General features: G+C 58.1%; 22 protein-coding genes. 7 read left to right on the top strand and 15 right to left on the bottom strand.

What is annotated here, in order from left to right:
- Nucleotides 1–96: 96 nt before the first annotated feature.
- The 7 genes from VN622_12220 (at nt 97) to VN622_12190 (ending at nt 7,404) form a co-directional block, all read left to right on the top strand.
- Complete coding sequence (locus tag VN622_12220; protein HWR36626.1) at nt 97–1,875, top strand: DUF885 domain-containing protein; 1,779 nt, start codon at nt 97–99, stop codon at nt 1,873–1,875.
- Between the two features lie 166 nt (nt 1,876–2,041).
- Nucleotides 2,042–2,926: a UTP--glucose-1-phosphate uridylyltransferase GalU gene (gene galU, locus VN622_12215; GenBank protein HWR36625.1), complete on the top strand. Its 885-nt coding sequence runs from the start codon at nt 2,042–2,044 to the stop codon at nt 2,924–2,926.
- A 103-nt stretch (nt 2,927–3,029) separates the two neighbouring features.
- Nucleotides 3,030–3,344, top strand: a complete 315-nt coding sequence (locus VN622_12210; protein HWR36624.1) for a hypothetical protein — start codon at nt 3,030–3,032, stop codon at nt 3,342–3,344.
- A gap of 208 nt (nt 3,345–3,552) precedes the next feature.
- Nucleotides 3,553–4,095, top strand: coding sequence for a MerR family transcriptional regulator (locus tag VN622_12205; GenBank protein HWR36623.1), 543 nt, complete (start codon nt 3,553–3,555; stop codon nt 4,093–4,095).
- 286 nt (nt 4,096–4,381) lie between these two features.
- Nucleotides 4,382–5,251: an ATP-dependent sacrificial sulfur transferase LarE gene (gene larE / locus VN622_12200; protein ID HWR36622.1), complete on the top strand. Its 870-nt coding sequence runs from the start codon at nt 4,382–4,384 to the stop codon at nt 5,249–5,251.
- A gap of 111 nt (nt 5,252–5,362) precedes the next feature.
- The gene (locus tag VN622_12195; protein ID HWR36621.1) at nt 5,363–6,256 is read left to right on the top strand and encodes a thioredoxin domain-containing protein; all 894 of its coding nucleotides are present in this window, start codon (nt 5,363–5,365) and stop codon (nt 6,254–6,256) included.
- A 74-nt stretch (nt 6,257–6,330) separates the two neighbouring features.
- Entirely contained in the window at nt 6,331–7,404 is a 1,074-nt protein-coding gene (locus VN622_12190; GenBank protein HWR36620.1) for a SurA N-terminal domain-containing protein, read from the top strand.
- Between the two features lie 102 nt (nt 7,405–7,506).
- On the opposite strand, the gene VN622_12185 is transcribed toward VN622_12190, so the two are convergent.
- The 15 genes from VN622_12185 to VN622_12115 form a co-directional block, all read right to left on the bottom strand.
- The gene (locus VN622_12185) at nt 7,507–8,007 is read right to left on the bottom strand and encodes a biotin/lipoyl-containing protein (GenBank protein ID HWR36619.1); all 501 of its coding nucleotides are present in this window, start codon (nt 8,005–8,007) and stop codon (nt 7,507–7,509) included.
- A gap of 16 nt (nt 8,008–8,023) precedes the next feature.
- Nucleotides 8,024–9,562: an acetyl-CoA carboxylase biotin carboxylase subunit gene (gene accC, locus VN622_12180; GenBank protein HWR36618.1), complete on the bottom strand. Its 1,539-nt coding sequence runs from the start codon at nt 9,560–9,562 to the stop codon at nt 8,024–8,026.
- A gap of 297 nt (nt 9,563–9,859) precedes the next feature.
- Entirely contained in the window at nt 9,860–10,678 is an 819-nt protein-coding gene (locus VN622_12175) for a hypothetical protein (protein HWR36617.1), read from the bottom strand.
- Between the two features lie 169 nt (nt 10,679–10,847).
- Complete coding sequence (locus tag VN622_12170; protein HWR36616.1) at nt 10,848–11,288, bottom strand: biopolymer transporter ExbD; 441 nt, start codon at nt 11,286–11,288, stop codon at nt 10,848–10,850.
- Nucleotides 11,289–11,301: 13 nt separating this feature from the next.
- Entirely contained in the window at nt 11,302–11,775 is a 474-nt protein-coding gene (locus VN622_12165) for an ExbD/TolR family protein (protein HWR36615.1), read from the bottom strand.
- A gap of 27 nt (nt 11,776–11,802) precedes the next feature.
- Nucleotides 11,803–12,555 (bottom strand): MotA/TolQ/ExbB proton channel family protein, encoded by a 753-nt coding sequence (locus tag VN622_12160; GenBank protein HWR36614.1) that lies wholly within the window; start codon nt 12,553–12,555, stop codon nt 11,803–11,805.
- Between the two features lie 178 nt (nt 12,556–12,733).
- Nucleotides 12,734–13,483 (bottom strand): energy transducer TonB, encoded by a 750-nt coding sequence (locus tag VN622_12155; protein HWR36613.1) that lies wholly within the window; start codon nt 13,481–13,483, stop codon nt 12,734–12,736.
- Between the two features lie 199 nt (nt 13,484–13,682).
- Entirely contained in the window at nt 13,683–14,897 is a 1,215-nt protein-coding gene (secF, locus tag VN622_12150) for a protein translocase subunit SecF (protein ID HWR36612.1), read from the bottom strand.
- A 90-nt stretch (nt 14,898–14,987) separates the two neighbouring features.
- Entirely contained in the window at nt 14,988–16,625 is a 1,638-nt protein-coding gene (gene secD, locus VN622_12145; GenBank protein ID HWR36611.1) for a protein translocase subunit SecD, read from the bottom strand.
- A 15-nt stretch (nt 16,626–16,640) separates the two neighbouring features.
- Nucleotides 16,641–16,964, bottom strand: coding sequence for a preprotein translocase subunit YajC (gene yajC / locus VN622_12140; protein HWR36610.1), 324 nt, complete (start codon nt 16,962–16,964; stop codon nt 16,641–16,643).
- 352 nt (nt 16,965–17,316) lie between these two features.
- A complete protein-coding gene (tgt, locus tag VN622_12135) occupies nt 17,317–18,480 on the bottom strand; it encodes a tRNA guanosine(34) transglycosylase Tgt (GenBank protein ID HWR36609.1) in 1,164 nt (387 codons plus the stop codon).
- Nucleotides 18,481–18,502: 22 nt separating this feature from the next.
- Nucleotides 18,503–18,988: a hypothetical protein gene (locus tag VN622_12130; protein HWR36608.1), complete on the bottom strand. Its 486-nt coding sequence runs from the start codon at nt 18,986–18,988 to the stop codon at nt 18,503–18,505.
- A gap of 161 nt (nt 18,989–19,149) precedes the next feature.
- Nucleotides 19,150–19,380 (bottom strand): hypothetical protein, encoded by a 231-nt coding sequence (locus tag VN622_12125; GenBank protein ID HWR36607.1) that lies wholly within the window; start codon nt 19,378–19,380, stop codon nt 19,150–19,152.
- Between the two features lie 27 nt (nt 19,381–19,407).
- Nucleotides 19,408–19,824, bottom strand: coding sequence for a glycine/sarcosine/betaine reductase selenoprotein B family protein (locus VN622_12120; GenBank protein HWR36606.1), 417 nt, complete (start codon nt 19,822–19,824; stop codon nt 19,408–19,410).
- Nucleotides 19,825–20,122: 298 nt separating this feature from the next.
- Nucleotides 20,123–20,518 (bottom strand): hotdog domain-containing protein, encoded by a 396-nt coding sequence (locus tag VN622_12115; GenBank protein ID HWR36605.1) that lies wholly within the window; start codon nt 20,516–20,518, stop codon nt 20,123–20,125.
- Nucleotides 20,519–20,722 lie beyond the last annotated feature (204 nt).

Here is a 20,722-nt window from a genome sequence, read left to right as displayed (position 1 = left end):
AAGCGGATGGCATTACCTTGCAAACCGATGCAGGGTACTACTTGCATCCAAGCTATTCAGCGCTGTGAAGCAAACGACTGAACTGAGGTTAGATCGATGCGCTCTTTCATCATCGCCACTCTCTTGGTGTTCATGGCTGCCCCAACGTTAGCGCAGCAGAAACCTGGCCCCGACGCGCAACTCCAGCAAGTCGCTGATGAATTCATGCGGAGCTTTTTCCGCTTCACGCCGAGCGCAGGAACGCGGGCGGGGGTTCACCAGTACGACATGGAGATGGAAGACTTTTCGCGCCAACGCATACTGCGACAGATTGACGAGTACAAGCAATTGCTGGCGCGCTTCGAGCAGTTGCCTGCTAAGGGCCTCTCGCCCGTGGCAGCCGCCGATCGGGAGATGATGATTGCGCGAACCCATGCAGCCATCTTCGACCTGGAGACGCATCCGTGGTGGCAGATCGATCCGGACCGCTACTCCGCCGTGGCCACCGACAGCGCGTTCGTGCTCATGGGGCGCAACTTCGCCCCGAAGGCCGAACGCCTTGCGGCACTCGTCGCACGCGAGCGCCAGATGCCGAAGATCTTTGCCGAAGCGCGCGCGAACCTGAAAAACCCGCCGCGGATCTACACCGAGATCGCCATCGAGCAACTGCCCGGCATCGTCAACTTCTTCGAGAAGGACGTTCCCGCCGCATTCGCCGACGTGACGGACGCAAAACTCCAGTCAGAGTTCCGCGTTGCCAACCAGCAGGTCGTGCAGGCGCTCAATGGTTATCTCGAGTTTCTCAAGGCAAACCTGCTGCCGCGCTCGAAGGGCAACTTCCGCCTGGGCGCGGACAAATATCGCAAGAAGTTGCTTTACGAGGAGATTGTAGACACACCGCTCAATCGTCTGTTGCAGATCGGTTACGACGACTTGCTGCGCAATCAGCAACTCGCAAAGGAAACTGCCGCGCGCATCGATCCGTCCAAGACGCCGCAACAGGTACTCGCTGCGCTTGAATCGGAGCATCCGGCGCCCGACCAGTTGCTCAAGACCTTCAGCGACCGGCTCGCTGGCTTGCGCTCGTACATTGGTGAGAAACACATCATGACCACGCCGGCAGACACCATGCCCATCGTGGAGGAGACGCCCGCTTTTATGCGCGCCCTTACCTTCGCCTCCATGGACACGCCCGGCCCGTTCGAGAAACGCGCTCGCGAGGCTTTCTTCAATGTGACGCTTCCGGAAAAGAACTGGACGCCGCAGCAGATTGAGGAACATATGGCCGTTTTCAACTATGGCGTCATCACAAGCACGGCTATTCATGAAGCGTTTCCGGGCCACTACGAACAGTACCTTTGGAACGCGCGCGTGCCGTCGAAGATCCGCCAATTTCTCTCGCTCGACCTCAGCACAACGGGCGCGCACTTTTCCGGTACAAACGTGGAAGGCTGGGCACACTACACAGAGCAGATGATGCTGGACGAAGGGTATGGCCGCACCTCAACTCTGCCCGAAGCCGACGATAAGCAATTCCAGAAGCTGCGCCTCGGACAGCTACAGGACGCGCTGCTCCGGAACGCTCGCTACGTGGCCGCCATCGAGATGCACACCGGCCAGATGACCTACGACCAGGCCGTTGAGTTCTTCGTGAAGGAAGGCTATCAACCGCGCGCAAGCGCCGTGCGTGAAGCCAGGCGCGGCACCTCTGATCCCACGTACCTCATGTACACACTTGGCAAGCTCGAGATCATCAAGCTCCGCGAAGACTACAAGAAACAGCGTGGCGCCAAGTTCAGCCTTCAGGAGTTCCACGATCAGCTCATGGAGCAGGGTGTCGCGCCCCTCAAGTTGATTCGCAAGTCAATGCTCGGCGACAACTCGCCCACGCTTTAGCATCAGCCGAAAGGCGCATTTGAAGGGAGAGCACGCCCGAGCAGCATCTCAGAGTTGTCAGCCTGCCATTCTGGGTGTTGAATAACTGCTTTGATCACTGAACTGCTCGGGCTTGAGCTGTTCTAATCGGAACCGCACTAGAACTTAAGGAAGACATAACGCCTTTATGTCAATGCGCGTACGCAAAGCAGTTTTTCCCGCAGCCGGACTCGGCACCCGCTTCCTTCCCGCAACCAAGGCGCAGCCCAAAGAGATGCTGCCGCTTGTCGATAAGCCGATCATCCAGTACGGCGTCGAAGAAGCCATGGCCTCTGGCTGCGACCAGATTCTCATCATTACCGGTCGCGGCAAGAATGCAATCGAAGATCATTTCGATGTCAGTTACGAACTCGAGAAGATGCTGGAAGAGCGCGGCAAAACGGATCTGCTCACCATCGTGCGGCAAATTTCCGACATGGTGCACGTAGCCTACGTGCGCCAGAAAGAGGCGCTCGGCCTCGGACATGCCGTCCTCATGGCGAAAGAGTTGGTGGGCAACGAACCCTTCGCCGTCCTCCTTGCTGATGACGTCGTGGACTCCGAAGTGCCATGCCTTAAGCAGATGGTGGACATCTTCAACCAGACGCAATCGTCTGTCATCGCGACGCAGATCGTTGATGGAAAGGCAATATCAGCTTACGGCGTGCTCGATGTCGAACCGGTGAATGGAACACCCTGGGACGGCCGCCTCTATGAAGTGAAGAACCTTGTAGAGAAGCCAAAGGCGGAAGAAGCGCCCTCGAACCTCGCTATCATCGGACGCTATGTGCTTACGCCCGGCGTATTCGGCGCGCTCGAACGAACGCCGCTCGGGGCCGGAGGGGAACTGCAACTCACGGACGGCCTTCGCGAGCTGCTGAAGACAGAAAAGATTTACGGCTACACCTTCGAAGGTAAGCGCCATGACACGGGCGACAAGCTTGGGTTCTTGAAGGCGACCGTCGAGTTTGCGCTCAAGCGCCCCGACCTTGGTGGCCCACTCCGAACTTGGCTCAAGGATCTAAAACTCTAAATCAGCACTGCATTCCTCAACCCGTTCGGGCCACCACGTTCCCTCGTGGTGGCCCTTCAGCTCTGGATTCGGAATAAGATGTGAGAGTTCGGGCGGGTGTGTTGTGAAGACAATCGCCTCTATTCTTCTTCTCGCTGTCGTTCTCGGCGCTTCAAGCTGCGATGGCGTATTTGTCGGCGGCTTCACGTCGGCCAATTCCCGTGTGGGCTTTGCGACAGGCTCCGTCAGCATCGTCCGCCTCACGGTCATCGATGGCCACACGGATATCACTTTCGTTACGCTGATCAATGCTGGTACTGCAAGGGATTTCAACTTCTGCGGCGACATCAGCAATCAATTTTTGCTGAACTCATTCGTCAATGTGAACTTCGTCCCCGGCACAACGTGTGACAGCCACGTGGTTGTAGTCGTCGTTTGATCTACGACTATCTGATCTACGATCAAAGGCGGCGTCCGCGCCTGTGACAGCTTGGTGTTGAATGCGCTAAACGCAATCTATCCACGCGTAGAAAACAGAGGTGTCAGCCTGAGCGAAGTGAAGGATCTGCTTTTGCGCCTCTGGTAAATTGGTGCCAATTACTTCTTGACCTGTCTATCGCTGTAGGGTTCAAAGTAAGTGTCCTCCGATGCTTACGGTCTCACAACTCGCTCGAAGCTGCGGACTCAGCCGAACCACGGTTCTGTACTACGAGTCCATAGGGCTTCTTGTCCCTGCCTTCCGCTCCAACGGCAACTACCGCAAATATTCCGAAAGAGAACTCGAACGTTTGCGGCAGATTTGCGCGTATCGGAATGCGGGACTGAAACTGGATGACATCCGCACGCTCCTTGACTCCCATATCAACGACGCGTCGGCGGTCCTCAAGCGGCGGTTGGTCGAGTTGGACAAGGAGATTGAGGCACTTCGGGAACATCAAACAGCGATTCTTCGGCTCTTGAAAGCCGACGAGTCTCTATGGAGGACAGACGTGATCACAAAAGAAAAGTGGGTATCCATTATGCGTGCCGCCGGATTCAGCGACGACGATATGCATCGCTGGCATGTGCAGTTTGAGCAGAACGCACCGGAGGAACACCAGGAGTTCCTGGAGTACCTCCACATTCCCGTAGATGAAATCCGCTCAATCCGCGAATGGAGTCGAGGGCAGAAGGCGGACGTTAGACGCTAGACCCAGAAGGCGGACGGCAGACTTCAGACGACAGAGGGCGGACTTCAGACGGGAGTCTAAGATACGCAAATCCGAAGAGGTGAGATGGCGGATTTGGAATCTTACTTCGGAATGCCCGTCGTCCTCCGATGTCGCAGGTCAGGTTGTGCCAACGTCACCGCCGATGCGCAGCATTTGCCGTCAGCGCCTGCCGTCTTGGTTGTGATTTGTCTGCCGTCTTTCTCTGAGGTCTTGCGCTGCCGTCCGAGGTCTGCCGTCCGCCGTCCGCTTGTCGTAACATACTGGTATGTCGTCTGAGCCCATCACTATTTCTGAGGAACTACGCCACAAGCAGCTTCGGCTTTACGAGCACCTGCGCTCGCTTGGTCGCCTACTGGTCGCCTATTCCGGCGGGGTGGACTCAGCCTACCTCGCGTGGGCAGCTCGGCAGGCGCTCGGCGACGCCATGCTCGCAGTCATTGCCGACTCGCCCAGCCTGGCGCGGACGCAGTTGCGCGAAGCGCTCGCATTCGCCGAAGAGGTGAACTTTCCCGTACAGGTCATCGCCACTGCGGAGATGGACCGGCCAGACTACGTACGCAACGACGGTCGCCGCTGCTTCCACTGCAAGGACGAGCTGTTCGGCGTAATGGAGCAATACAGGGATTCGAACAGATTCAACTCCGTCGCCTATGGGGTAAACGTTGACGACCAGGGCGATTACCGTCCTGGCCAGCAGGCTGCCCGGGAACACGGAGTCTCCGCCCCTTTGCTTGAGGCTGGGTTGACGAAGGGAGACATACGCGCGCTTGCCCGCGCCGCCTCCCTCAGCGTCTGGGACAAACCTGCCGCCGCCTGCTTATCGTCCCGCATAGAGTACGGGCGATCTGTCACTCCTGAAGCCTTATTGCAGGTTGAGCATGGAGAAGACGCGCTGCGCTCCCTCGGCTTCCGGCAGTTCCGCGTGCGACACCACGGTGACATCGTCCGCATAGAAATAGCGCCCGATGAACTTCCACGCGCCCTCTCCCCCGAAATGGCCGCCGAGTTCACCCGTATTTTCAAGTCTCTTGGATTCAAGTTCGTCACGCTCGATTTGGAAGGCTTCCGGTCCGGATCGATGAACGCGCTATTGCCAATCGAAACGATCTCCAGCGTCCGGCGCTCGGAGCCCTGAACAGGCCCTTAAATCCTGTCCCGCAGAACGCCGGCGTGAGATAATCAACAGTCCATGTCTCTCCACTTCAGGCGGTTTGCAGTGTTTATGTTACGGCGTTTGTTTGTGTTGGTGGCTCTACTCTGTCTGGGCTGCTCGGCGCAGTCGTCCGCGCCTGAGCTTGACCGGCGGATCGAGAAGCAGGTTCGGGCCAGTTTCAGAATTCCGGCTTACGTGAAGGTACAGGTGAGCCCTCGCAAGGCGAGCGAGTTCCCTAATTACGACGCCGTGAACCTTGACTTCATTAGCGGCGAGCAGAAGCAGACGCATGAGTTCCTGATATCGAAAGACGGCAAGACCCTGATCTCCATGACCAAGCTCGATCTCACCAAAGATCCTTACGCCGAAGTCATGGAGAAGATCGACATTAAGGGCCGCCCGTGGCGTGGAGCCAAAGACGCCAAAGTGGTCGCCGTTGTGTACGACGACTTCCAGTGCCCGTTCTGCACGCGCATGCACGCCACGATCTTTAACGATGTCATGAAGACCTATGGCGACCGCGTGAAAGTGGTTTATAAAGATTACCCGCTGTTTGAGATTCATCCCTGGGCTGGGCGCGCCGCCATCAACTCGACATGCCTTGCGCAGCAGAACAACGGCGCATACTGGGATTTGGCTGATTACCTCCACTACAATGGCAAGGCCGTCAGCGGCGACAAGCGCCCGATGGAAAACCAGTTTGCCGAACTTGATCGCATCACCATGGAATTCGGCAAGAAGCACAGCGTTGACCTTGCGAAGCTCCAGCAGTGTGTGAAGGAACAGCCCAGCGAAGCGCTCCAGGCGTCGGTTAAGGAAGCCGAGAGCGTTGGAGTGAACGCGACGCCTGCCATCTTCGTAAATGGGATCAAGCTTGATGGCGCAGTTCCAGCGCCGGAACTGAAGGCTGTCATCGATCAGGCATTGCGCGATGTCGGCGAGCAAGCGCCTGCGGCCAGCATGGCCGCACCTGCCGCCGGGAAGTAACTGCGGGTATCTCCGTGCCGACCAGGAGGCGCGTGACGAGCCAACATAATCTAGGGTCTGTGGGAGGATCCACTTTGAGATGCACTGCTAAATCCGTACGTGTCGCCACTTCAGGTTCGCTGCTCTTCGCTGCTGTCGCAATGTTCAGCCTGCTTGGCTGCCCCGGCAAACAGGGTGGCGATGAAGTACTCGCACGCGTTAATGGACGCAAGATCACGCGAACGGAAGTCGATAAGTACTATCGCAACCAGACGGAAGGCTCGCCACAGCAGCCCTCGGAGGAACAGTCGCAGAGCCTGCGGCTCAGCATCCTGCGCGAACTTATCGATAATGAAGTCCTGATGCAGCGCGCCGAAAAGCTCGGGCTGCTTGCCACCGACGAAGAGGTCGAGAGCAAGCTGAACGAGATTAAGGCGCCCTACACCAAGGAAGAATTCGACAAGCGCCTCAAAGAGCGCAACATCTCCACCGAGGACTTCAAGCGCGACCTTCGCCGCTCCATCACCGTGGACAAGGTGCTGAACAAGGAAATCACGTCGAAGATCAACATCAGCGACGGCGATATCTCTTCGTACTACAACCAGCACAAGGCCGAGTTCAACCTGATAGAGCCGCAGTACCATCTGGCCCAGATCCTGGTAACGAGCCAGCCCAACCCGCAGGTCCGCAATCTTAAGAACGACAAGGCGCAGAACGAAGCCGAGGCCCGCAAGAAGATCCAGATGATCGTGAATCGCCTCGACAGCGGCGAGGATTTCGGGTCGGTCGCGATGAACTACAGCGAGCAGCCGGAGACGTCAGCCAATGGCGGCGATCTTGGTTTCGTCCCTGAGTCGTCCATGAAGGGCGACAAGCAGGCGTTCGAAGCCATTTCGCGGCTCAAGCCCGGCCAGTACACGGCCGCGCTCGCTGCAACCGAGCCGCAAAGCGGAAAGATTTATGGGTATCGCGTCATTCGCTTGCTTTCCAAAGAACCCGCGGGACAGCGCGAGATCAACGACCCGCGCGTTCAGCAGGCTATCCGCGAACAGCTTCGAGACCGGCGCGAGCAGTTGCTGAAAGCTGCGTACTACGAGTCGCTGCACAACAATGCTTCGATCGACAACTACCTCGCCGACGTCATTCTGAAGAACTCGGCGTCGAAGTAGTTCGTACCGAACACGTCACTGACAACAAAACCGCTCCGGCAACGGAGCGGTTTTGTTTTGCATTCTACGGTTTTATATACAAGAGAGCGAGCGAAAGCGAGGTTATTCCACGATGGCCAGCCCGTCTCCAGAATTTACGTTCGCGCCCTCTGCCACCATGATCTTTTGAACGATGCCCGTTTTCGGCGACTTCAACTCGTTCTGCATTTTCATCGCTTCCACAACGATCAAGCCTTGCCCGACCCTGACCTCGTCCTTCTCAGCGACTAGGATTCGAACCACCTTGCCTGGCATCGGCGCGAGCAGTTTCTGCGGACCTTCCCCCACGCCGGCGGCGGCACGGCGGCTTCGCAGCGAACGCGGATCGTGCACCTCGGCCGCATAGCGCGCCGATCCTACTATCATATGTATCTCGCCGGTGAGCGAGCGTTCGCGTTTTATCTCGTAAGCCTTCCCGCCAAGGATGACCGACAGAACGTCACGTGCCGTGAGAGCTGCATCCACTTCGAGCTCACGCTCATCGACCCGGCACAACCACGTGCTCTCGCCTTTCTCCAGTTGCACCCGATGCGTAACTCCATCGATTACGACGTCGTAGGTCATCCATGTGCTCCTAATGCTAAACGCCGCGCATAGCTTCGACACGCCCCGTACGCTTCCAACCGGACGAATCCGCGGGCCGCTGTCCGTTGACAGATGCGCCGGGGGCACCGGCATTCACGGTTCGCCGGTCGTCGGGCGCGGACGCCGCGAAGATAGCTGCCGCTACTGCTGCAATCTGAACTTCCTCATCGTGCGCATCCAACTGCGGAACAGGCTCCTTCAACAGGCGGTCGAGAAATCCTGTATTTACCTTCCCCGCACGGAACTCCGGATCGCCCAGAATGCGCGGGAATAGAGAAATGTTGGTCTTGATCCCGCCGACAAAATACTCGATCAGGGCGCGTTGCAGCCGCGCGATTGCCTCTTCACGAGAGGATGCGTAGCCGATCAGCTTCGCGAGGAGCGGATCGTATTCAACCGGCACGTTCCACCCTTCATACATCCCGCTATCGCGCCGTATGCCCGGTCCCGACGGTGAAATGAGCCGCGTGATGCGCCCAGGCGAAGGAAAGAAATTGTTGTCCGGGTCCTCCGCATACACGCGACACTCGATTGCATGGCCGCGCAGCTTGACGTCCTCCTGCGTAAACGGGAGTGGCTCGCCGGCCGCGATTCGAATTTGGAGATGAACAAGATCCAGACCCGTCACAAGTTCCGTGACCGGATGCTCAACTTGCAAGCGCGTATTCATCTCCAGGAAGTAGAAATTCTTTTGTTCGTCGACCAGGAACTCGACCGTGCCTGCATTCGTGTAGTTGGACGCCCGCGCCACTCGAAGGGCCACTTCGCCCATGCGCCGCCGCATATCGGGGTCTACGATCGGCGAAGGACACTCCTCCAGGACTTTTTGGTGACGCCGCTGGACAGAGCACTCGCGCTCTCCCAGATACACGGTATTGCCGTGCTCGTCGGCGAGCACCTGCATCTCGATGTGCCTTGGGTTCTCGATATACTTCTCGATATAAACTTCGTTGTCACCAAAGGCGCGCTGCGCTTCGCTCCGCGCTCCGTCCAGTGCCGAGCGCAACTCCCCTAGCGAGTGCACCAGTCTCATGCCTTTTCCGCCACCGCCTGCGGCAGCCTTCAACATCACCGGGTAGCCGATCTGTTCGGCCAACCGCTCCGCCTGTTCGAATGAGTCGAGGCCTTTCTCCGAGCCGGGAACAAACGGTACGCCGGCCTTTTTCATTGCCTGGCGCGCGCGGGTCTTCGAGCCCATCATCTCCATCGCGGCCGCGCTCGGACCGATAAACTTGATCCCCGCCTCCGCGCATGACGCCGCGAACCGTGGATTTTCCGAAAGAAATCCATAGCCAGGATGAATGGCCTGCGCGCCGCTGCGCCGCGCGACATCGAGAATTTTGGAGATATTCAGGTAGGAGTCGCTCGCCTGCGCCGGGCCGAGGTGATAAGCATGGTCCGCTTTGCGAACCGCAAGCGAGCGCCGGTCAACGTCCGAAAACACGACGACCGACTCGATGCCCATCTCGCGACAAGCACGGACTACACGCACGGCGATCTCACCGCGGTTGGCGATCAGAATTCTGCTGAACATGACGGCGATCCCCAGTACCCCACGAACAGGCGATTCCGTGCACCCGGCTTAAACAATCGGGAAGCTGATTAGGATGGTAACAAGGAGTGCGATTCTAATCCAGAGCGCCGTCCACAAGCCTACGGGACATCAATGCGCGGCCGCCGCCAAAAACGAGAGCCCCTCTGCCGAGGGGCTCTGTTCTGAGGAGGTACATCTTACGGACGAGGGGTGGCTCGCTCGTTGACTGTGTCTTTCGCAGCGCAGCCTTGCGGTTGCGCGACTCGCCAAAGCGCTCACGCAGGAGCGCAACTGGTGTTACTGCGACTGCTCCATCACGATGCCGCTGGCACCTTGCTTTTCAGCCTTGGCTTTCTTGGTCGCCATGGTCTTGTCAACCCACTCATCTGCCGTCTTCTTGTCGGCGGCGCGGGCGGACGGATCATCGCACTCGTAGTCTGCGCGCTCGCGGTACATCAGGTTCATGTACGCCATCGCGTCGTCATAATCCGGGCGCAACTGAAGAGCCTTTTCCAGAGCCTGGATGCCTTCGTCGACCTTGGCCTGGTTCTTGTCCCTAAGCAGGGCGCAAACCTTCTTATCTTTCAGGTCGTCTGTCGGTGACAGACCCAGCTTTGCACGTTCTTCCATGCGCGGCGCGTAGGTCTGCGTCCAGTCGATAACGCCGATGGAGTAATACGCTTCCGGATCGTTCGGATCCAGTTCTGTCACTTTGCGGTTGTACTCCTTCGCTTCCTCCAACTTCTTCATGTTGAAGTACAGCGAGGCGATACCTTTCAGGCTACCGACCTGTGCCTCACGCGCGGGGCTCTGGTCAAGAACCTTCTTGAACTCGTCGATAGCGGACAGCGCGAAGCGGTTGTTCTCTTCCGTGTCGGCACCGGGGATGTATTGCTGGGCATAGGCCGTCGCGAGGTAGAGACGAGCATTGATCAGGGTCGGATCGTATGCAACAGCATTCTTGAAGTGCTCGATCGCCTCTTCGTAACGGGCGTTCTTATAAGACTGGACGCCTTTGTTCAACTGGTCGCGCGCTTTCAGCTTGGTACAACCAGACGCCCCAAGCAGCGCCATCAGGACCACAAGGCCAACCAGCACTCGTACGCTTCTGCTCATGAGAAATCACCTTCCGTTACAAATTCCGGGTCAGTTCGCCCGCAGCTCAGGCGCCTCTACACACCGCTGGCGACTGCTCTTTACTCAGGGATTGCCGCGGCTCGGCCCGATGCCGCGGCGCAACCGGTCCCGACCCGCACCAACGCGGACAGGCCCGGAGTGCGCGCGACTACTGCCCTGCTTCGATCCTGGCCGTGATCAGACCAACCTTGTCAACGCCCGCCGCGTGCCCCTTATCGATTACCTGGGCAACGTCAGCGAACGGCAGATCCGTATCCGCCTTGACAAACATGACCTTCTCGGCGCGCGTCTTGAAGATGTCAGCGAGCTTGCCCTGTATGTCTTCCCACGTCGCGTCGTCCTGGTTGATCTTGAGCGCCGGACGATCGCCCGACGACTTCAAGACCTGCACCACGATCGTGCGGTCGCCCTGCGGAGGCGGTGCATTCTGGTTCTTCGGCGGCTGAGGTACCAGCGCGTCAAGACCCTTCGGCGTCAGTGGCGTAATGACCATGAAGATGATCAGCAGCACCAGCAGAACGTCGATCAAAGGGGTTACGTTGATATCTGCGGAGGGACCACCCTTCCCTCCTCCAACATTCATAGACATAGTAAAAGCCTCTCTACTGCGCAGCGCCGCCGGTAGCACCGGTCGGCGGAGGAGCCATCATGCCCGACTTTCGCTGTTCGGTCAGAAGACCTAGCGTGTCCACACCTGCTGAGCGGACGTTGTCAACGACCTCTACAACTGCACCGTATTTGGCGCGCGCATCGGCCTTGATAAACACCCGCTTGTCGGTCATCGTACCAATCTTGTCTTTGACCTTGGCGGTGAGCTGGTCTGCAGCAATCTTGTCCGACCCGAAGAAGATCGTGCCGTCCTTCATAACTGCAATCAGCAGTGAGTCTTCTTTGTCCGCGTCGGGCATCTGTACCGGATTGTCGGTCTTCGCCAGATCCACGCTGACGCCCTTTTGGAGCATTGGCGTGATGACCATGAAGATGATGAGTAGCACGAGCATCACGTCGACCATCGGTGTTACGTTGATGTCCGAGCTGACGTCTCCTCCGCCCCTCTTCTTGTCGCTTTTTGCCATTACTTCTCTCCCAACAAGACGATCACGTTACCGGCGAACGTTGCGACGCTTCAAGAAATAGTCGATCAACTCGCTCGAGCTGTTGTCCATTTCCACGTCAAACGCTTCTACGCGGTTGGTGAAATAGTTGAACATCCAAACGGCCGGGATAGCCACGAACAGACCGATAGCGGTCGTTACGAGGGCTTCCGAAATACCACCGGCGACGGCGCCAAGGCCGGTCGTCTTAGCGTTCGAGATGCTCTGGAAGGCGTTCAGAATGCCGACCACGGTACCGAACAGACCCACGAACGGAGCCGTGGAACCGATCGTTGCCAGGCCGCCCAGGCCGCGCTTCAGCTCGGCGTGAACAATGGCTTCGGCACGCTCGAGGGCGCGCTTGCTGGCTTCAACCTGCTCGCCAGGGATTTCCGTCGATTCGCCGTGAGCCTTGAATTCCTGAAGGCCAGCGGTGACGACCTTCGCCAGATGGCTCTTCTTGTTGCGTTCGGCGACCTTGATCGCTTCATCGATCTTGCCTTCGCGCAGGGCACCGGCAACGGCCGGAGCGAACGTGCGCGACTGCTTGCGGGCGGCGCTGTACGCCATCGCGCGATCAATCATGACGCCAATCGACCAGCCGGACATGATGAACAGGACGATGACGACGATGCGGGCCAGCCAGCCCATCTGCTTCCACAGGGAAATTGGATCCCAGCCTACCTGGGCTTCCTGGAACATCCAGAGAGCAACGGTGTGAGCGTTGCCATAAACGACGGTTGCAAGGTTAGCGAAAAGCATGAGTTGATTTTCCTCCTCAGAACTCTATCCAAACTTTTTACGAGAGTGACTCTCGCCTACATCACATTCGAAATGCGCCAGCACTTGGGAAGGTCTCGCCTCGCGGCATTTTCCGGTCCGGTGCGGAGCGGCTATCGTTGAGCACCGCTTGCAAAAGCAAACTCGCGGTAGCCCGGGTTTAACCGCCAGCGAGCGTGAAGTTCACAGTTACCTGCGTCTCCACCTCAACCGGGGAGCCGTTCAGATAGTAGGGCTTGTAACGCCACTGCTTCACAGCATCGATCGCTGCGGGCGTCAGCATAGGATGCCCAGACACTGCACGGAGGTTTTGAATGCTGCCGTCTTTGCTGATGAGAGCCTGGAGCACCACCGATCCCTGAATCCGGGCCTGACGCGCCAGTGGCGGATACGTCGGCGTGATCTTGTGGATCAGCAAACCTTCCGAAACGCCCTGCGAAACGCGGACGCGCTCCGGAGCCGCAATCTTGGGGACGGCAACGGGCGTTGTTGACGAGATGATACCGCCGATCACGCCACCCAACTGGCCACCCGGGACACCACCCGGGACACCGCCAACGACACCGCCCATACCGCTGCTCGGCGGCGGGGCTTCCTCTTCTTTAATCATCGCGATCTTTTTAGGAATCGCGGTCGGGGTTCGCAACTGTCCGTCGCTGATTTCGCTCTGAACCTTGACGGCCCGGACAACCGGCGCGCTGGCCGCCGGAGGCGGAGGCGGCGGCGGCGGCGGCGGCGGGGCCACCAGGAACGTCATCAACTGCTGCTTTGGAAGTGCTTCGGTATAGATCAGGGGGATGAGGACCAGAACGCCGATCAGGAGCACCTGAAGCATGAACGACAGCAGCGTCGTCCAAGGGCTCCTCTTGGTCATTCTTCCGCCCGATTCCAGAAGGCTATCTTCAAACATAAGCCTGTTTCTCCGTCCTACTAAACTTCTTAGACACCAAGCCTGTGCACTTTGCTCCCAAAATCGCAAGATTCCGTAAAAATGTGCACATGGCCCTGAGCTGCAGCTTCATCTCGCAACCCAGTGACTGCTTCGAACATTGCTATCGGACGCCCGACTGGCACGTCCACGGTTAAACCTCTGCACTTACAGTGCTTTGCTATGCCTTCGCCTTCGCGCGCTCGCGACGTTCCGGAGGCGTTGGCTTACCCGCTCGGCCGCTACGCCCGGCGCGCCACTCCTGGTAAGCCACAAGCATCGGCGAGGCAACAAAGATTGAGGAATACGAACCAATCAGCATGCCGATAACGAGGGCGAGAGAAAAGCCCCGCAGCACCTCACCCCCGAACAGGAACAAGGAAAGCACGGTCAGGAACGTCAGGCCGGAGGTCAGGACGGTTCGGCTCAACGTCTGGTTAATGCTTTGGTTGACGATGTTCCCCAGCTTCTCGCGTCGTAGCGTCTTCACGTTTTCACGGATACGGTCGAATACGACAATCGTGTCGTTCATCGAGTAGCCGACCAACGTAAGGATCGCGGCGATCACCGTCAGCGAGATGTCCATATTCAGCAACGAAAACGCGCCCAAGGTGATGATGGTGTCGTGGAAAACGGCTGCCACCGCGGCCACACCGTAAATCAACTCGAAGCGGAACCACAGGTACGCGAGCATGCCCAGCATCGCGTAGAGGGTCGCGAGCAGGGCCTGTTTTCTGAGCTGCGCTCCGACTTGCGGGCCAACGATCTCGACGTTTCTGACGCCAAATCCCGACGTGAAGAAGTCGGCCTGAAGTAGCTGCGTAACCTGGGCAGGAACCACGCCCGCGATATCGCCCACTGAGTTCAGGACGCCACCGCGAGTCTTGTCACGGTAGTCAACGATGGTGCGGGCTAACTCGCTATAAGTCTGCTCGGCGTTCGTGCCGGCGCGCATTGGATCCTTCTCAAGCAGGTACCGGTGCAAACTGCTGTAACCTATGTTGTTAAGGTCCAGCTTGCCTTCCGGTGTATTCGTGTCAAGGGCCTTGATGATCTGGTTCTTGCCCTGGTCTAGCGCCTGCTCCGTGGTTTCCTTCTGCTCGAGAGCGATCAGCACTTCGTTGTTTGCGGCGAGGCCATAGCGCTGAATGCGGGCATTCCGGAGACCGGCGCGATCCATAGCCGCGCGGATATGGTCTTCGTTCGGAGTACTGGTGAACTTTACATAAACCAGCGTGCCGCCCTTGAAATCCACGCCCCATGGAAGAATCGATCCGGTCTTTGCGTATCGAATGCCCATCGAGGCGATACTGACGAGCATGAGAGCGAGCGACAGGGAAACAAAGACCCACTTCTTGCTAAGGAAATCGATATTCGGGTTGCGAAATAACTCCACGTTAGAACCCTCGAGAACTTTTCTGTAATGCTCCCCGGCGGGCGCTGCCAGGCGGGGGCCTGGCCGAGCCGCCCGGCTCGGCCGAGATGCTTAAATGCTCAGAGCCTCACCGCGTTGGTGACGGTTCACGATGCTGTCGAAGATCACGCGCGACACAAAGACCGCGGTGAACAGGTTCGCCAGAAGACCGAAGGTCAACGTTACGGCGAAACCACGAACCGGACCGGTGCCGAAGATAAACAGGATGGCCGCCGATACGATCGTCGTCACGTGCGTGTCGATGATCGTCAACCATGCGTGCGCAAATCCCTGCTCCACTGCGCTGGGCGGCGTCTTGCCGTTCCTCAGTTCCTCGCGAATGCGTTCGAAGATGAGAACGTTCGAGTCCACGCCCATGCCTACCGTCAGGATCACTCCCGCGATTCCCGGAAGCGTCAGCGTCGCGCCGGTGAAGCCGAGAAATCCGAGCAGGATCACGAGGTTCAGAACCAGGCCCAAATTGGCATTGATGCCGGCACCGCGATAGTAGATCAGCATGAACACCATGACGGCGATCATGCCGTACAGAGCGGCACGCACACCTTGCCGAATCGAGTCAGCGCCGAGCGACGGACCAACCGTGCGCTCTTCCAGGTAGCGAATACCGGCCGGCAGTGCGCCGGATCTCAACACCATCGCGAGATCCTGTGCCTGCTGCTCGGTGAAGCTGCCAGAGATGCGACCCTGATCGCGAATCTGTTCCTGGATGTTCGCGACTTCCTGCACCTTGTTGTCGAGCACGATGGCGAGCGCATCGCCTACGTGCGCGCCCGTGAACGCACCAAAGCGCCGGCCACCTTCTCCGGTCAGGTTGAACATGACGTCGGGACGACCATTCTCGTCACGTCCGGGCTGAGCAGAACGCAGGTCGCGTCCGGTCACCGCGGAAGCGCGCGAAAGCAGGTAATACACGTCCTGCGGACCTTCTTGCGAGCCGCCACGAGAGCTGCGCCCCTTCACCAGGACGGTGTCGGGGGGAAGGACGCCATTGTGTGCCGACATCGCATCCTGCTCGCTCGAATACGGACCTCCCAACGATTGCCGGATTTCCAGCATCGCCGTGGACTGCATAATCTCTTTCACGCGCGCGGGGTCATCCACGCCGGGGAGTTGCACCAAAATCTGGTGCTCGCCCAATCCGTGCTCCTGGATGGTCGGCTCGCTGACGCCAAGCTGATCAATTCGATTTCGGATGGTCTCGATGGCCTGCGTGACCGCGCGATTCTTAAGATCGCTCATCACGTTCGGCTTCATGGCCAAGGTCCAGCTATTCTCGGTGCCGGAAGTCAGATCGTATTCCTGCAGGCGCTCCTGTACGACACGGCGCAGCTCGCCCGAGGACTCTGGGGGAACGCCTTTGATCGCTATGCGATCGGGAGCATTTGCCGGATCCCCCTTGGTGATATCGCCAAAGGGAACGTTCGCCTGCTTCAGGTCTTCCTTGAGTCGCTGGATAGCCTGATCGCTGTCGGCGTTGACGGCGTCATTGACCATGACCTGCAGGATAAGGTGCGTTCCACCCTTCAGATCCAGTCCGAGATGAATACTCTGCTGGAGCCCTGCAACCAGGCCGTTTTGCTTGATGGCACTGAGGCTGCGCGCAGGGTCTCTGCCGACAAAAATGCCGTACACAAAGACCAGCAAAACTACAACGATGAATACTGTTTTCCAGAGCAGGTTCTTCTTCATGGAAACCGCGACCACCTACTGAGACTTGATAACTTCGTCTTGTGCAACCGAAACAATGGAGGACCGGGTTACTTCGACCTTGATATTATCCGGCGGCACCCGCAGGTGCACCGAGTCGTCCCGGAGCGCGATGATCGTACCGCGCAGCCCGCCGCTGGTCGTAATTTTGTCACCGTTCTTCAGATTGCTCAGCATTTGCTGCCACTTCTTCTGTCGCTTCTGCTGAGGCATGATCATCAGGAAATAGAAGATGGCGAAAATGAAAATGAACGGAAGCCACATCATCAGCCCGCCCCCGCTTCCCGATTGCTGCATCAGCATTGCGTAGTAACTTGTCATTCGAGCGTACACTCCAGCCAGTTTACCCGTTTTCGTAACCGGACCGCTCAGGGCCCTCACCGGGATATGGCGTGTTTTTCACTTAGAATCGAGCTATGTATCCCAGCCTCCTGCCATCAGCGCACCCGAGAACAGGCCCGGGGTGATGGCACGGATGGAGACTGGCTTATTCTTTTCTCGTTGTAAAAGGGGACTTGAAGCACCCGGGCGGGTACCCGCCTGAAACTCTCCCGCAAGCTGGCTCGCGGTTAAGCTGGGTCCCGCCAAGCATTCGCTCGGTGGGTGGTCGCCATAGGTTTCGCGCTATGCCGTTACCGGAGTCATCACTCTGGGTCCGCAACAGCCAACTGCTTTAATCAGCATCTGACTGCCGCGCTTCAACAGCAGAACGGGAACTTGCAAACTCCCCAAGTAGGATAGATTGCCGCACCCGGCGCATAGTGTCAAGGTAATAGGCAAGGTTGTGCACGGTGTTTAGCACTTGGGCCAGAGACTCGTTCGAAGCGTACAGGTGGCGAAGGTACGCTCGCGTGTAGCGCCGGCAAACTTTGCATTCGCAATTCGGATCGATTGGCCCTTGGTCCAGCGCAAAGCGCGAGTTCTTGATATTGACCTTGCCCTCGGACGTAAATAGCAATCCATGCCGCGCTGCGCGCGTCGGCAGAACGCAATCCATCATGTCCACACCCATGGACGCATATTGAACGATTTCTTCCGGCGTGCCCACGCCCATCACATAGCGCGGCTTGTCGGACGGCAACAGCGGAATCGTGGCGTTGACCACATCCCACGTTTGTTCACGCGGCTCACCGACGCTGAGGCCGCCAATAGCGTATCCCGGAAAATCCATGGCGACGGTTCGCTCGGCCGACTCGCGCCTGAGATCCGTGTACATTCCGCCCTGCACAATTCCGAATAGTGCCTGCTCCTGCGTGGAGCCGTGCTCAAGCGCCTTCTCTTCAAACCACGGGACCTCGTGCTTGTGTGCTTCGAAGTAGTCTTTGCTGCGACGCGCCCAGCGCGACGTCATCTCCATCGAGTGCCGTGCCCGCGCACGATCCGCCGGATACTCCGTACATTCGTCGAACGCCATGATGATGTCGGCGCCCAATCCGATCTCGGCCGCAATAGAACTTTCCGGGCTGAAGAAGTGTGATGAGCCGTCCAGGTGCGAGCGGAAAGCCACTCCGTCTTCACTGATCTTGCGAAGCTCACTCAGGCTGAATACCTGGAAGCCGCCGGAGTCAGTCAAAATCGAGCGATCCCACGACATGAACTTGTGCGTCCCGCCGAGCTTCCGAACCTGCTCCACTCCCGGTCGCAGATAGAGATGATAAGTGTTGTTCAGCAGGATCTGTACGCCGAGTTCCTCAAGTACGTCCTGGGGCACGGCCTTCACTGTCGCGAGCGTGCCGACAGGCATAAAGACAGGCGTTTCCACCTCGCCATGAGGCGTTACAAAACGGCCGGCGCGCGCGGCCCCGCACGTGGCTTCTACCTGGAAGCGAAAGGACATATTGTCTTGGATTGTATAAGACTCAGTGGTTGCGCCGCCCCGCGTTGCGTCGTTCCTGCAACTGCCCATCCTTTTGGTCTTGCACGTCTTGAGGTAGTATCTCGCGCAACGCCCACTGTATGCGGTTCGACGCCTCGCTAATGCGCTTGATGGCCTCAGGATCATGCGTCTGGTGGGCTGAGAGATTGATCATCTCGAGCGCGTTGCGAATGTGGTGGTTCATCTCGGCGATCACATCCAGCCGCTGCAGCAACATTTGCCGGCGCTCCCACGCCAACGATAAAACTCGTGATACCAAAATACCTAGCAGCAGGGAGGCGACGATATCCGGGAGGACATAGTCGCCCTCAAGACGCCATCTCGGAGCCACAAGCCAGTGGATCATCTCCAGGAGCGCGAAGCAGAGAAACGTCGTCACAATGGCAATGATCCGAAGCTGGACTCGCGTGAAGTGGCGGATCCAATCGGCGTGAATAGGTAACCAGGCTGGCAAGGACAGCTTTCGCATCGATCCGTCCTTCAGGCGTGCTGATGCCTAGATGCAGCTTCTTCACAGCGACGCCGATGAATTTTTGTTTGACCCGGTTCATGGCTGTCATCGGCTGACCTGGCCGGCGGTGCAGAGTTTTACTTCCAGAACAACTTCTCAGAAGTGCGGCAGCGGGCTCGTCAGAGTTCTACTTCGACGATGCTGCCGGGCAGGTCGAGTTGCTCGAGCCTGCTCAAGGCCTCCATGAGCACGCGCCGCTGCCGTCCCACATCGCCAGCATCACCCAGAACGCGCCCCAGTTGATGCCCTTTTGGAGAGATGGCGCGGGGCGGACGCATAACTCGCGATTCCGCCGGAACGACCGTGATAAGCATGGTCGGAATACCCTTAGCTTCAATCTCTCGTTGCACCGCAACGATGACCCTATGGCAGACCGGTCAACCGCCCGTCAGCAGCACCGCGTCCGCTTGCGATCGCTCGATCTCGTTCGCGATTGCCGGCGCCAGGTGCTCGTACCGGCGCTTCAGGTCCATTGAAAAACCTTTGAAACCGATGTGCTTATTCGCAACCCCGCGGATGACGCCTTCCGCCGCCAGTTCTCGGAGGCGCTCGATCGGGAACACGACATTAGGATCGCGCTCCGCGTTCGAGGTGTCGTAGTGACCGTGCTTCCACCGAATGTCGGCAACGTTCATGTCGCCCGGCAGCACGCGGTAGCTATCGTCGCCTTCGTTGTTGTACGGGGTTTGGCCTTCGAGGTAGATGCCGGTGGAAGAAACAATCGCAATGTTCAGATCCGCTAGCCGTGACGCCATCGGCGTGTACGGCACACACTTACGCGACATCTGAAGCATTCAGCGGCTCTCCCCGTCGCAGACAGCAAACTAACCGGCGGCCCCCCACAGGCCGCCGGGCATTAACGTACGTCCAACGCACCGTCCCTTGCGCAATGCGTACCAGCGGAGGGACACAACTACATGCGTGTACAGCTAAACAAGAGATGCTGGTTGCAGAGGAAAGTAGCAAAAAAATGCAGGAGATTTTTAGCGAGCGGGGTTCAAACGATTTTTCCGGCGAGGGCCAGGTTTCACCAATGGCAGGCAAGCCTTATGCAAGCGTTGTTGTGGATGTGATCGCGCACGATGCTGCGAATCAGTCTTTTGTGATGCCGTACTTTTCCAGAAATTTCCCGGTGCTCACGATGGCCCGCGTGATCGTGCCTCGTCCTATCTCCTGCTGATCGTCGCGCGCAGTCACTCGCAGCACATAAAACCTGCCGTCGGACGACTCCACCACAGCTTCGGCTTTGACTACCGTGTTCACTCCCGCAGGCGCCCGATGCTCAATGTTGATGGCTGTGCCTACGCTGATCTCGCCCTCTTCGCAGAATGGCTTCAACGCATGGAAACCCGCGGTCTCCATGAGACGGATCATGTCAGGCGTGGAATAGACCGGCGGCAGCTCATGATGGTGGGCCGTCAAAGTGTTTTCAAATTTCACGCGTTCTTCGCAAATTCCACGCGCGCCGACCGGAACTGGCTTAGACATGGTGGTTAACTCGCTTCGCAAATCGGGCCCGATGAGCGAACACTGTATCACTCAACCGCAAGTACTGCTCCGTCACAGCGCAAAACAAGCTCGCGTTCCGCCCGTTGGGGGCGACCAGCACCTTCGCCGCGCAGACGAAGCATAGCGGCAAAACCTACAGCAATCGCGAATCATTCGTCAATGTCATCTGTCCAAACTTCCTGC

The organism is Clostridia bacterium, from assembly GCA_035561135.1.
In the GTDB taxonomy this organism is placed as follows: domain Bacteria; phylum Acidobacteriota; class Terriglobia; order Terriglobales; family Acidobacteriaceae; genus DATMYA01.
This window is presented reverse-complemented; position numbering and strand designations above follow the sequence as displayed.

Excerpts from the sequence above, each read along its gene's own strand:
- VN622_12220 (HWR36626.1), top strand. The coding sequence starts at position 97 with ATGCGCTCTTTCATCATCGCCACTCTCTTGGTGTTCATGGCTGCCCCA.
- galU (HWR36625.1), top strand. The coding sequence starts at position 2,042 with ATGTCAATGCGCGTACGCAAAGCAGTTTTTCCCGCAGCCGGACTCGGC.
- VN622_12205 (HWR36623.1), top strand. The coding sequence starts at position 3,553 with ATGCTTACGGTCTCACAACTCGCTCGAAGCTGCGGACTCAGCCGAACC.
- larE (HWR36622.1), top strand. The coding sequence starts at position 4,382 with ATGTCGTCTGAGCCCATCACTATTTCTGAGGAACTACGCCACAAGCAG.
- VN622_12185 (HWR36619.1), bottom strand. The coding sequence starts at position 8,007 with ATGACCTACGACGTCGTAATCGATGGAGTTACGCATCGGGTGCAACTG.
- accC (HWR36618.1), bottom strand. The coding sequence starts at position 9,562 with ATGTTCAGCAGAATTCTGATCGCCAACCGCGGTGAGATCGCCGTGCGT.
- VN622_12175 (HWR36617.1), bottom strand. The coding sequence starts at position 10,678 with ATGAGCAGAAGCGTACGAGTGCTGGTTGGCCTTGTGGTCCTGATGGCG.
- VN622_12170 (HWR36616.1), bottom strand. The coding sequence starts at position 11,288 with ATGTCTATGAATGTTGGAGGAGGGAAGGGTGGTCCCTCCGCAGATATC.
- VN622_12165 (HWR36615.1), bottom strand. The coding sequence starts at position 11,775 with ATGGCAAAAAGCGACAAGAAGAGGGGCGGAGGAGACGTCAGCTCGGAC.
- VN622_12160 (HWR36614.1), bottom strand. The coding sequence starts at position 12,555 with ATGCTTTTCGCTAACCTTGCAACCGTCGTTTATGGCAACGCTCACACC.
- VN622_12155 (HWR36613.1), bottom strand. The coding sequence starts at position 13,483 with ATGTTTGAAGATAGCCTTCTGGAATCGGGCGGAAGAATGACCAAGAGG.
- secD (HWR36611.1), bottom strand. The coding sequence starts at position 16,625 with ATGAAGAAGAACCTGCTCTGGAAAACAGTATTCATCGTTGTAGTTTTG.
- yajC (HWR36610.1), bottom strand. The coding sequence starts at position 16,964 with ATGACAAGTTACTACGCAATGCTGATGCAGCAATCGGGAAGCGGGGGC.
- tgt (HWR36609.1), bottom strand. The coding sequence starts at position 18,480 with ATGTCCTTTCGCTTCCAGGTAGAAGCCACGTGCGGGGCCGCGCGCGCC.
- VN622_12130 (HWR36608.1), bottom strand. The coding sequence starts at position 18,988 with ATGCGAAAGCTGTCCTTGCCAGCCTGGTTACCTATTCACGCCGATTGG.
- VN622_12120 (HWR36606.1), bottom strand. The coding sequence starts at position 19,824 with ATGCTTCAGATGTCGCGTAAGTGTGTGCCGTACACGCCGATGGCGTCA.
- VN622_12115 (HWR36605.1), bottom strand. The coding sequence starts at position 20,518 with ATGTCTAAGCCAGTTCCGGTCGGCGCGCGTGGAATTTGCGAAGAACGC.